This is a genomic window from Protofrankia sp. Cas4 (assembly GCF_963555915.1).
Taxonomy (GTDB): Bacteria; Actinomycetota; Actinomycetes; order Frankiales; family Frankiaceae; genus Protofrankia.
Window position 1 is genome coordinate 16,846 of the sequence record NZ_CAUVXL010000246.1, and the last position, 11,414, is coordinate 28,259.

Annotated in this window: 10 protein-coding genes; 4 read left to right on the forward strand and 6 right to left on the reverse strand. The window is 69.3% G+C overall.

From position 1 onward, the window contains the following. Positions 1-31 precede the first annotated feature (31 nt). Positions 32-592: a PLD nuclease N-terminal domain-containing protein gene (locus U9979_RS22245; RefSeq protein ID WP_322780842.1), complete on the forward strand. Its 561-nt coding sequence runs from the start codon at positions 32-34 to the stop codon at positions 590-592. 18 nt (positions 593-610) lie between these two features. Here the strand turns inward: U9979_RS22245 and ccsB are convergent, their stop codons facing one another. From ccsB to hemL, 6 genes are all read right to left on the reverse strand, one after another. Continuing rightward, positions 611-1,840, reverse strand: a complete 1,230-nt coding sequence (ccsB, locus tag U9979_RS22250; RefSeq protein WP_322780843.1) for a c-type cytochrome biogenesis protein CcsB — start codon at positions 1,838-1,840, stop codon at positions 611-613. After that, the gene (locus tag U9979_RS22255; RefSeq protein WP_322753716.1) at positions 1,840-3,462 is read right to left on the reverse strand and encodes a cytochrome c biogenesis protein ResB; all 1,623 of its coding nucleotides are present in this window, start codon (positions 3,460-3,462) and stop codon (positions 1,840-1,842) included. Before U9979_RS22255 ends, ccsB begins: the two co-directional genes overlap by 1 nt. A gap of 359 nt (positions 3,463-3,821) precedes the next feature. Next, positions 3,822-4,679, reverse strand: coding sequence for a cytochrome c biogenesis CcdA family protein (locus U9979_RS22260; protein ID WP_322780844.1), 858 nt, complete (start codon positions 4,677-4,679; stop codon positions 3,822-3,824). A 46-nt stretch (positions 4,680-4,725) separates the two neighbouring features. Beyond that, the gene (locus U9979_RS22265) at positions 4,726-5,388 is read right to left on the reverse strand and encodes a TlpA disulfide reductase family protein (protein ID WP_322780845.1); all 663 of its coding nucleotides are present in this window, start codon (positions 5,386-5,388) and stop codon (positions 4,726-4,728) included. Between the two features lie 246 nt (positions 5,389-5,634). Beyond that, the gene (locus tag U9979_RS22270) at positions 5,635-6,291 is read right to left on the reverse strand and encodes a histidine phosphatase family protein (protein WP_322748507.1); all 657 of its coding nucleotides are present in this window, start codon (positions 6,289-6,291) and stop codon (positions 5,635-5,637) included. Beyond that, positions 6,288-7,646, reverse strand: coding sequence for a glutamate-1-semialdehyde 2,1-aminomutase (gene hemL, locus U9979_RS22275; protein WP_322748506.1), 1,359 nt, complete (start codon positions 7,644-7,646; stop codon positions 6,288-6,290). The genes U9979_RS22270 and hemL overlap by 4 nt, the downstream gene beginning before the upstream one ends. Before the next feature lie 621 nt (positions 7,647-8,267). Between hemL and U9979_RS22280 the strand changes: the two genes are divergently transcribed. The 3 genes from U9979_RS22280 to U9979_RS22290 are packed head-to-tail and all read left to right on the forward strand — an operon-like array spanning position 8,268 to position 11,126. Beyond that, positions 8,268-9,005 carry a PadR family transcriptional regulator gene (locus U9979_RS22280; protein WP_322780846.1) on the forward strand — a complete coding sequence of 246 codons (738 nt, stop codon included), beginning with the start codon at positions 8,268-8,270 and terminating at the stop codon, positions 9,003-9,005. 55 nt (positions 9,006-9,060) lie between these two features. Then, on the forward strand, positions 9,061-10,221 hold the full coding sequence (locus tag U9979_RS22285) for an ATP-binding cassette domain-containing protein (protein WP_322780847.1): 1,161 nt from the start codon (positions 9,061-9,063) through the stop codon (positions 10,219-10,221). Then, a complete protein-coding gene (locus U9979_RS22290; protein WP_322748511.1) occupies positions 10,221-11,126 on the forward strand; it encodes an ABC transporter permease in 906 nt (301 codons plus the stop codon). The genes U9979_RS22285 and U9979_RS22290 overlap by 1 nt, the downstream gene beginning before the upstream one ends. The last annotated feature ends 288 nt before the right edge of the window (positions 11,127-11,414 follow it).

Consider the following 11,414-nt stretch of genomic DNA (forward strand, 5'->3'; position numbering starts at 1 on the left):
GCAGCGGGCGGTGCGGGCAGGCGCATCATGGTTGGCGGTACCGTCGAACAACGACGGACATGGTGGACGGCAGACGGCCGGTACGGCACTGGCGGGTGATCAGCGCTTCGGTGCGGTCCCGACAGCCCGTACGGGCCCGGCGGATGGCGAGAGCAGGGAAAGGGGCGGCGGTACGGTGGTCGGCTTCGTACTGACGCTGGCACTTCTCGGATTCTGGATCTACGCGATTGTTGACGTGGCGCTGACCCCGGCAGCCTCGGTCCGCACGCTCCCCAAACTCGCGTGGATTGCGATCATCGTTCTGTTCGAGGTCGTCGGCGCCGTGGCATGGTTCCTGTTGGGCCGCCCACGCCGCGGCGCCAGTGCCGCGCAGAACAGTGACCACCCGGCGTGGGGCGGTCGCTCGCCCTGGACCGAACGCCCCGGTGCCCGCTGGGGTGAGCGCAACAGGGTCTCCACCGAGCGCAGGTTTCCCTGGGCCCGCCGAGGCCCGACGCCGCCGCCGGTCGCCCCCGACGACAACCCCGAGTTCCTGCGCGAGCTGTCCGAACGGATCCGCCGTGGGGACGGCGACGGCACGTCCCGGACCTGAAACCGACAGCCGCTGGTCTCAGTTGACCCCAGCGTATGAATGCAGGCCGGAAATCACCAGGTTCACCAGATAGTAATCGATAAACAACGCGCTGAAACCCAACAGGGAGATCGCTGCTGCCCTGCTGCCTTTCCAACCCGCTGTGGCCCGCGCGTGCAGGTACGCGGCGTAGATCACCCAGGTGATGAACGACCAGGTCTCCTTCGGATCCCAGCCCCAGTAACGGCCCCAGGCGGCCTCCGCCCAGATCGCCCCGGCAATGACCGCGAACGTCCAGATCGGGAACGCAAGCCCGATCACCCGGTAGGTGATGCGGTCCAGAGCCACGGCCGCGGGCAGGCGCATCATGATCCCGCCGCGCTTGCGCATCGCGGCGGACGCGTCAGCCCGACCGGCGGCGACAGCGGCGAGCCTGTTCTCCCAGCGGTCCTTCAGTAGATACAGGACGGTCGTGACCGCCGAGACCATGAACACGCCGCTGGCGACGATCGCCGCAACCACATGAATCTTGAGCCAGTAGGAGTTGAGCGCCGGGACGAGCGGTCCCACGGCGACGTAGAGCACGGTGGCGGCGAAACCCAGATAGAGCACCACCGGAACCATCACGAAAACGCCCAGCCAACGCACCCGCGCCCGGGTCCGCGCCAGCATGGCCAGGTACGTTGACACCGCGACCAAGGTGATCATGGATGAGAACTCGTACATGTTCCCCCACGGCACTCGGTCCGCGGCCAGGCCGCGGGCCGTCACCGAACCCACGTGGGCCAGCCAGCCGAGCAGGGTCAGTGCCACCGCGATCCAGCCGATCCAGCGCACCCGGGCCGTGACCGGTGGGTCGGCACGGTCCCCGGCCGTCGCAGCGGCCGTCGCCGCGGCCATCGCCGCAGCCACTGCCCTCTGCTCCGCACCACGATCGGCGGCCCGGGCCGCCGCCGCGGCGAGAGCCTCCGCCGCCGGATCGGCCATCGCGGGATCAGCCATCGCGGGATCAGCCACCGCGGGATGGACGGCACCACCGGCCGTGACGGCGCCAGCCATCGCCGGGACCCGTCCGGAAGCCGTGAGCTGGGCTGCTCCGACCGATGACAGCGCCGATGTCGATGACACCCCGGCCGCTGCGCCGATCGTCCCCCCGAATCGGCTGAACGCGAACTCGGCCGCGTAACCGAGCATCGCCAGCGCGTAGACCGCCATGGTCACGCCGAGAAGATGGTCGGACAACGCGGCAAGGCCGGAGTTGACGGGCATCACAGCTCCTGTTCGGGGGAGTCCAGCGGCCGGGGGGCACTCGCCGTGGCCGCCCGTACATCCAGGGCGATTGCCCGCAACTCGGCCGCAAAGCCGTCGATGTCGGACCGGGACAGACCACCGATCTCGACCATGGTCACGGTAACCGCATCGGTATCGGTGGCTACGCCGGCATCGGCATCGGCAGCCGCGTCGGCCACGGGGCGCGCCCGTACCCAGATCCGGCGTCGGCGGACCCGCATGCTCACCAGCAGGCCGCAGATGATCGCAATCGCCGCGACAAGGACCCAGCCCTTGAACGGGTCCGACTTCGTCTGGAACGTCGCGAACTCGCGCAGACCGTCGACCTCCAGCGACATCCCACCGGGCAGGCCGGTGACTGTTCGCTGACGCGGGTTGTTCAGCGCGAGCACCTGCGCCGCACGATTGTCGCCGAGTGGCCCGTTCACGCGCAGCTGGTGCATGTCACGGGTATCCAGCGAGTAGACGTTCTGCGGAATGCCCTCGTTGATGTGCAGGTTGCCGACATAGCCGGTGAGCGTGAGGCCGGGCGCATTCGCGGCCGGGTAGGTCGAGACATAGCCGCGGGCCCGGTCCAGCTCGGTGGTGGGCGTGAACACGCCGCTGAATGCCAGCTGTTGGGGCTCACGCGTGGGCCCGGTCGGCGCGAGCCCGGTGTCGCCGATCTTCAAGGTGCAGGTGGACGCGAACATGGCGTCGCGGGGGGTGCACGGTTGGTAGCCCTCCCAGACGACCCCGCCGGCGCTGTTCCTCAACACGAAGTGCGGCGCGTACCCGTGCCCGATCAGGTAGACCTTTGCGCTGCCGACCGCCAGCGGATGGTTGACCCGGATCTCAGCGGTACGGGTGTGCCCGTCGAGCTCGGTAGCGTACGCGACCTTCGCGCGGAAGTCCGCGGGCTGGCCGGTCGGCTGGTAGGACGCGGTGAACTCCTCCATCGTCAGGGAGAACGGCGCTAGATCACCGACGGGGTCGACGAGCCTGCCCCGGCTGAACTGGTCGTAGGAGACCAGCGTGTTCGCGAACCCGTCACCCGTGATCACCAGGACCGTACCCTGATATCCGAACCACGAGCCCAGTCCGACCCCGACGAGCATGAAGACCAGCGCGATGTGGAAGATCAGGTTCCCCGTCTCGCGCAGGTAGCCCTTTTCCGCCGCCACGGAGAAGTCCGGGCTGCCGTCCGGACGGGTGGCGCCGTCGGCGGCGAGCGCCACCCGGAACCGCCGCCGTCGCAGGACCACCCGCGCCGCCTCGACCGCCTCCGACGGGGTGAGCGCGCTGTCCCACGACTGTCCCCCGGTCAGCCGGCTCGGCCGGGCCGGTGCCCGCGGCGGGCGGCCCACCAGTGCTCTGGCATGCCAGCGGACCCTGGCCGACAGGCATCCGATCAGAGAGATGAACAACAACAGGTAAATCGCGGCGAACCAGGGAGCACCGAATACGTTGAATGCGGACAATCTGTCCAGTGCCGGCGCAAGCGACGGATGATCACGAAAGTACTGCTCGACCTTCAGCGGGTTCAGCGACCGCTGCGGCAGCAGGGATCCGGGGACGGCGGCGAGCGCGAGCAGGAACAGCAGCAGCAGCGCGGTGCGCATGCTGGTCAGCTGATGCCAGACCTTCCGGATCGGCGCCGTCACCCGCCCGGCGGACCCGAAGCGGCGCAGGCCGCCGCCGGCGTTCCCGCCCGGCCCGCCAGCTGGCCCGGGAGGCGATCCCGCCGGCGATCCGGACGCCGTTTCCAACGCCTGGGCGTGCGCTTGGTCGGCGCGTGTCCGCGCCTCGTCGCGTACCTCGTCGGGCACCGTCGTCGGCGCCGCCGCACCGATCGTCGTCGTCACCGCGGACCCTCCGCCCGTTGTCACCGCGGACCCTCCGCCCGTTGTCACCGCGGACCCTCCGCCCGTTGTCACCGCGGACCCTCCGCTCGTCGTCACAGCGGACCCTCCGCCCGTTGTCACAGCGGACTCTCCGCGAAACCCGGCGCGTAGGGGCGCGCAGCCGCGATCAGATCCGTCCAGGCACCGGTGACCTGGAGGAATCCGACAACCACAAGAAGGATGCCGCCGAAGAGGGTGAGCATCCGCGCGCGCCTGCGCACCGCCGCCAGCGCACCGGCAACCCGCCGGAACGCCAGGCCCACGATCAGGAACGGCACGCCCAGCCCCAGGCAGTAGACGGCGGAGAGAAACGCCCCCCGGCCGGCGGTCGCGCTCTGCACGGCCAGTCCGAGCACCGCCGTCAGCGTGGGCCCGAGGCAGGGCGTCCAGCCGATCCCGAACAGGACGCCAAGCAGCGGTGCGCCGACCAGGCCGGACGCCGGCAGGCGGTGGATGCGCCACTCCCGGTTGGCCAGGGGAACCCGCGCGAACGCACCGGCGAACGCCAGCCCCATGACGATCGTCACCGCGCCGAGGATCCGGCTGACGCCGACCTGGTGCAGGGTCAACCATCGCCCCAACCCGCCGAACGCGGCACCATAACTGACGAAGACCCCGGTGAAGCCGGCGACGAAAAGGCCGGTTCCGAGGGTGACGCGGCCCACCCGTCGACGCCCGGCCCGCAACCGGGCCCAGGCCTGGGTCGGGCTGCGGGTGGCGGTCGGGGTTGCGGCTGGGGCTGCGGCTGCGGCTGGGATCAGGACTCCAGGAGCACCGATGGCAAGGTCCTCACCCGACAGCCCGGTGACGAATGACAGATATCCAGGCACCAGCGGCAGCACACACGGTGACAGGAACGACAGCAGTCCGGCCGCCGCAGCGACCGGCGCGGCAAGCAGCACGGGTCCGTCGGTGACGAACGACGCGACGCTCACGCAGGTGCCCCCCGCGTCCCTGCGGTGTCGTTCATGGCGGTGTCGTTCATGCCTGGGCCGCCAGCCTGGTGAGGACGGGCATCAGCTCGTCGGCGAGGACGCCGCCGGTGAACCGGGCCGCGAGTTGACCCTTACCGTCAAGCACGAAGGTGGACGGCAGGCCGGGCGGCACCGGCCAGCGCGCGGCGAGCGTGCCGATCCGGTCGACGATGCTGGGATAGGTCACACCGTTGTCCCGGATGAACGCCTTCGCCGCCGAGAGGTTGTCCTTCTCGTTCACTCCCACGAAGGCCACCTGCGGGTTGTCCGCGGCCATCGTGACCAGGCCGGGCGTTTCGGCGCGGCAGGGCGCGCACCACGAGGCCCAGAAGTTCACGACGAGGATCCTCCCGCGGAAGCCCGCGAGGTCCAGGTCTGGACCGGCCAGGGTCGGACCGGCGAGGTTCGGCGCCGGCACCCGCTTGTCGATCGGGACGAAGTCGGAGTTGGGTGCTTGTTGGACAAAGCCGAACCCGCCACCGGCGGCTTGATCCACACTGTCGGTCCCGCTGGAACAGCCTGTCACCACAGAGACCAACACACACAGCACGCTGATGACAACGAGCGACAGACCCTTATACGGACCATGCCATGGAAGCTGCCCGACCTGGACAATCGACATCCTGGATGCGCCGGCCCCCACTCCTGCCGCGTTCCGTCGCTCGTCCACACCCACTCCCCTCATGTGCAGCAGATCTCCGCTGACATCGCCATCCATGACCTCACCGCTCTTGATCTACCGGTGCCGGCCACGGACACGTCTACGACCAACTGTAGAACTCGACCCCAGGGTAGGTTGCAGGTGCCGCGGATGCCCAGCACCCACCGCTATCTGAGACCCGCAGCTATCCGACACCCATGGCCACCCGACATCCACGGCCACCCGACATCCACGGCCCGTCGCCGCCGGCGACCCTCACGCGCCGGCGGAGCCGGCCCGGTGCACAGTCGGGCCGTTCGGCTCGGCATAGTCGACCCGCACCAACCGATCGCCGGCGTATACCGCCGACGTCACGCTGGCGAGCGCGCACTGGCGACGGTCCGGGCGGTGCCAGAGCCTGTTGCCCTCGAGCGCCCGGCGAGTCGTCCACACCGGTAGCTGATGGCTGACCAGGACCACCTCCCGGCCGCAGTAGGTGTCACGCCACTCGGCGACGGCGGCCAGCATCCGCCCGGCGATCTCGGCGTAGGGCTCCCCCCAGGATGGCTCGAACGGATTGATCAGAAGTTTCCACATCCTCGGATACCGGACAAGCGCGGGCCCGGCCTCGAACGGCTTGCCTTCGAAGACGTTGCGGCTTTCAATGAGGCGGGGATCTACCTCAACGGTGACACCGCGGCACTGCGCGATCGGCTCGGCGGTCTGTCGCGCCCGCTCCAGCGGGCTCGCCACAACCGCGGCGATGTCATGATCAACAAGGAACTCCGCCGTGACCTTGGCTTGGCGCGCGCCGGCCTCCGACAACACGAACCCCGGCAGCCGGCCATACAGAATCTTCTCGGGGTTGAAGACCTCACCATGGCGGACAAGGTGGATGGTCGTCAGCGGTGTGTCACCGCCCGTCCGCGTCATGGGCGCATCCCTCCAGCACTTGTTGCCGGCACCGGCTCGGGAACGCCGGCCGCGGCCCGTGCCGCCGCAGGCGCGGCACCGGCGATCCGTTCCACCGCCTCGTCGTCATGCGCCGCCGAGACGAACCATGCCTCATACGCGGAAGGCGGCAGGTATACCCCTGCGTCCAGCATCGCATGGAAGAACGCCGCGTACCGGGCACTGGACTGGGTCCGCGCCCCGGCGTAGTCGACGACGGACGGCACGTCGGTGAAGAACACGCTGAACAGGGAGCCGGCGCTACTGGGCAGGTGCGGTACGCCCTGCTCGGTCAGGGCCGTCGACACGATCCCGGCGACGTCGCCGGCGCGCGCGTCCACCGTCGCGTACACATCCGGGCCGCACGCTCGAAGCGTGGCGAGACCGGCGGCAACAGCAAGCGGATTACCCGACAGCGTCCCGGCCTGGTAGACCGGCCCGGCCGGGGCAAGCTGCGCCATCACCTCAGCCCGGCCACCGAAGGCCGCCGCTGGCAGCCCACCGCCCATGACCTTGCCGAAGGTGAACAGATCCGGCGCCCATCCCTCGATTGCGCCCTCGACCCCCCACCAGCCGGCCGGGCCGATCCGAAAGCCGGTCATCACCTCGTCCAGAATGAACAACGCCCCGTGGCTGTCGCAGAGCCGACGCAACCCGGCGTTGAAGCCCGGCAGCGGCGGGACAACCCCCATGTTCGCCGCTGCGGCCTCGGTGATGACAGCGGCGATCTCGCCGGGATACTCGGCGAACGCCGTCTCGACCGAACCCAGATCGTTGTAGGGCACCACGATCGTGTCCGCGGCGGTGGCGCTGGTGACACCCGGAGTGTCCGGTAGGCCAAGGGTAGCCACGCCCGATCCGGCGGCGGCAAGCAGCGCGTCGACATGACCATGGTAGCAGCCGGCAAATTTTATGATCTTCGAACGCCGGGTGAAACCCCGCGCAAGCCGCAACGCGCTCATGGTGGCCTCGGTCCCGGAGTTGACCAGCCGGACCTGCTCGACCGGTGCCACCCTGGACACGATCTCTTCGGCCAGGTCGACCTCGCCCGGGCTCGGCGTGCCGAAGCTCGTGCCCCGCGACGCCGCCACCGCAAGGGCCTCGACGACCGCCGGATGGGCGTGACCCAGGATCATCGGACCCCAGGAGCAGATCAGGTCGACGTACCGGCGACCGTCCGCGTCGGTGAGGTACGCGCCATCCCCGGACACCATGAAGCGCGGTGTGCCGCCCACCGCTCGAAACGCCCGAACCGGCGAGTTGACCCCACCAGGGATGACTCGCTGTGCGCGACGGAACAACTCCTGAGAGGCCGGAGCCTCGGATCCGACTGGCATGCCACCGATCCTCGCAGGTCCACACCGCACTCCGCCGGTGCGCCCACGCCGTTACCATCTGCGACCGCACAGGAGGAGCCGCCGGTGGGCGGGGGCTGACCCAGCCGCCCACCGGCGACAGTTCGGTGCGCGGACCACCAACCGCCCGGAGGACCAGAGGGCGAGCAACGATCGTCAGATCGCGCGCCCGGAGGCCGTCGCCCCCGGAGGCCGTCGCCCCCAGAGCACCGGCGGTCGGAAGCCGGCGCGGGTGCGCCGCCGAGCCCACCCGCGCCGGATGTGTCACGACGCACTTGTGAGCATGCCGCAGCCAGCCGCTCGGCGCTCGGCGTAGGGCGTCACGCGACCGGTGTGTCCGGTTGTTGCCACACCAGGCGGCACCTGCGTTCGCGGCTTCGGCCTCTTCGAGCGGGTGCGCCTCTGGAGCCTTTCGAGAGTCGGCCGTCTGGTCCAGCGAACACGCCGTAGTGCGACCCGGCGGCCGTCAGCTGCGGCCGACAGTGGCCGCTGACCACTGGAAGTAGCCATCCGATTGACAGTCGGCGTCCACTTACCGGATACTCGTAGCCGAGTACTCGGAGTCGGGATGGTGAGAGCATGACCCGTCAACGGACAGCAAACATGTTGGCACTGGCCGTACTTGCGCTGCTCAACGAACGACCCATGCATCCGTACGAGATGTCGACTACTATGCGTGAGCGACACAAGGAAAACAGCATCAAGCTGACCTACGGCTCGCTCTACACCGTGGTGGACTCGCTGGCCCGTGGCGGGTACATCGCGGCCCGGGAGACCGTTCGCGAAGGCCGACGGCCCGAACGGACCATCTACGAGATCACCGCATCCGGCCGCACCGAGCTCTACGACTGGATGTCCGAGCTTGTCAGCACACCCGCCAAGGAGTACCAGCGCTTCGAGGCGGCACTGTCCATGCTGGCTGTGCTCACACCCGACGACGCCGTCCGGCTGCTCACCGAACGCCGCAGCCGGCTCATGCTCCAGATCGAGCACACCCACGCGGGTGAGGCCTTCGCTGTCCGCGAAGGCCTGCCCCGGTTGTTCACGCTGGAGAGCGAATACGTCAACGCGCTGGCCGAGGCCGAGCTCCGCTACGTGGACGAACTCATCCGGGCGATCTCCGGACGGACCCTGGACGGCATCCATATCTGGGATGCGATCCACACCCGCGAGACCGACCCGGAAAGGATCCGCGACGTCGTGGTCCGCGCACTGCAGGCCGGTGGCCACACGGGATTAGCGGCCGAATCCGTCCTGAACACGGCTGAACGGGCGATCGCCGCACAGGGCAGCCCGGCCACTCCCGAAACGGACGACTCCGCGCAGTCGTCCCAGGTGTGAACCGCCACGTCCGTCACCCGTCAGCCCACAGGTTCAGGAACGTCAGGGGGACCCGATGACCTCAAGTCCGGCTCCGGCGCAGGCCGCGGCGCCGTCCGAGCGCTCCACGGCAGCGCTGGCCCCGCCAGCCGACCCCGTCGAGCCTACGATCACGGCAACCGACCTGGTCAAGACCTACCGGGGTGGTGTCCGGGCACTGGGTGGCCTGAGCTTCAGCGTCGCCCCCGGCACAGTGTTCGGCCTGCTGGGACCCAACGGTGCCGGCAAGTCCACCACAGTGAAGATCCTCACCACGCTGTCACGTCCTGACTCCGGTGCGGCCACGGTCGCCGGGCTCGACGTCCTCGCCCATCCCGGCCAGGTGCGGCAGGCGATCGGGGTTGTCACGCAGCGTTCCGGTATCGATCTAGAAGCAACCGGGCGGGAGAACATCGCGCTCGCGGCGCATCTGCACGGGCTTCCCCGCGCCGGGCTGACCACCCGGGTCACCGACCTGCTCCAACGGTTCGAGCTGACCCAGGCTGCCGACCGGCCGGCACGCACCTACTCCGGCGGGATGCTGCGAAAGCTCGACGTTGCCGTCGGCCTGGTCCACCGGCCCAGCGTGCTGTTCCTCGACGAACCCACCACCGGGCTCGACCCGCACGCACGCGCACAGATGTGGGACGAGATCGGTTCACTCGCGGCGGACGGGCTGACGATCCTGCTCACCACCCACTACCTGGAGGAGGCCGACCGGCTTGCATCCAAGGTCGCCATCATCGACGACGGCCGCATCCTCGTCGAAGGCAGCCCGGACGAACTCAAGAGCGAGCTGCGTGGTGACGCCGTCCACCTGGAGCTCGCGACCGTTGCCGACACCGCTCTCGCGGACCGGGTCACCACGGCTCTGAACGAGGTCCCCGGGGTCAGCGAAACCACGGTGGACGGCCGGGAAGTCCACAGCCGGGTGGCCGACGGCGCGTCGTCGCTGCCCGCCGTTTTCGCCGCACTCGACCGGGTGGACGTCACGATCATCGCCGCGACGATCGCCCGACCGTCGCTGGACGACGTCTACCTGCGCCATGTCGGTCGCCGCTTCATGGCCACCGGCGAGCCTGCCCCGCGCGCGGACAACGCTGCCCCGCGCGCGGACAACGCTGCCCCGCGCGCGGACAACGCCAGGGGAAACGACGTCCTTCTCCCGGGCGTCCAGGAAAAGAAGGACGTGGCGTGATGTCAGGCAGCGCGGCCACCGGCGCCGGTACCAGCACGGCTATCGCGGACAGCACCACCCGGCCCGGCCTGTCGGCGGACATTCCGGTACCCCGGCCGGGATCGGTGCCGGCATCGGCGACTGAGTACGCGGCCTCCGCAGGCCGCCAACTGCGCTGGTTGACCGTACGGCACCTGCGCGCCATGCTGCGCCAGCCGGCATACCTGGCGATCACGATCGTGCAGGCCGTGGTCTGGCTGCCCCTGTTCGGCTCACTGTTCCGTCGGGTCGTCGATGTCCCCGGCTTCGGCGGCGGGTCCTACTTCGATTTCCTGACCCCGGGCGTCGTGGTGATGAGCGCCCTGTTCTCGGCTGGCTGGTCCGGGATGAGGGTCATCATCGACATCGATCGCGGCGTGATGGATCGGATGCTCACGTCCCCGGTCCGGAAGTCAGCACTGATCAGTAGCGCGCTCGTCTACCAGACGGTCGTCACCGCCATCCAGTCGATCATCATCATGCTGCTCGGCTGGGCCGTCGGGACCCACTACCGCAACGGACTGGTCGGCCCGGCCGTCCTGCTCAGCGCCGCGTCGCTCGTCGCGGTCACGGTCGCAGCCTTCTCCCACGCGCTGGCCCTGATCGTGCGCAAGGAGGACGCCCTGATCGCGGCGGTGAACTTCGCCATCCTGCCGTTGACGTTCATGTCATCAGCCATCATGGCCCGCAACCTCATGCCCGGCTGGATGCAGGTCATCGCGCGGGTCAACCCGGTGGACTGGGCGGTCAGCGCCGCCCGCGAGGCCGGCTCGACCGACCCGGACTGGCTGACGGTCAGCATCTATCTGTGCTGCCTCACCGCGCTGGCAACGATGGCCGGGATGCTCGCCACCCGCGCCTTCGACGCCTACCGCCGCTCCCTGTAGGACGACCTGGTTTTCTTCGATGGGACGTTCCCCTGATCTGGCCGCTTCCGCGGGTACCCGTCCCAATGGGGCCGAAGGGCGCGCGATCATGATTCGCGTCGCGGCGCCCGCAGGCCCCAGCCCCGTCTTTCACCACGCCTGACGACAAACCACGTTCGTGAGCCGACGGGGCTTCACCCCCGTATACGAGCGAGGGCAGATCCTCGCGGGCACCGACACAGAGACGGACGCGATCAGCCGACATCAGGGAATACTCCCGAAGAGATCCTCTCCGGGGTCGTCCCGTTT

Excerpts from the sequence above, each read along its gene's own strand:
- ccsB (WP_322780843.1), bottom strand. The coding sequence starts at position 1,840 with ATGCCCGTCAACTCCGGCCTTGCCGCGTTGTCCGACCATCTTCTCGGC.
- U9979_RS22255 (WP_322753716.1), bottom strand. The coding sequence starts at position 3,462 with ATGCGCACCGCGCTGCTGCTGCTGTTCCTGCTCGCGCTCGCCGCCGTC.
- U9979_RS22270 (WP_322748507.1), bottom strand. The coding sequence starts at position 6,291 with ATGACGCGGACGGGCGGTGACACACCGCTGACGACCATCCACCTTGTC.
- hemL (WP_322748506.1), bottom strand. The coding sequence starts at position 7,646 with ATGCCAGTCGGATCCGAGGCTCCGGCCTCTCAGGAGTTGTTCCGTCGC.
- U9979_RS22280 (WP_322780846.1), top strand. The coding sequence starts at position 8,268 with ATGTTGGCACTGGCCGTACTTGCGCTGCTCAACGAACGACCCATGCAT.
- U9979_RS22285 (WP_322780847.1), top strand. The coding sequence starts at position 9,061 with ATGACCTCAAGTCCGGCTCCGGCGCAGGCCGCGGCGCCGTCCGAGCGC.
- U9979_RS22290 (WP_322748511.1), top strand. The coding sequence starts at position 10,221 with ATGTCAGGCAGCGCGGCCACCGGCGCCGGTACCAGCACGGCTATCGCG.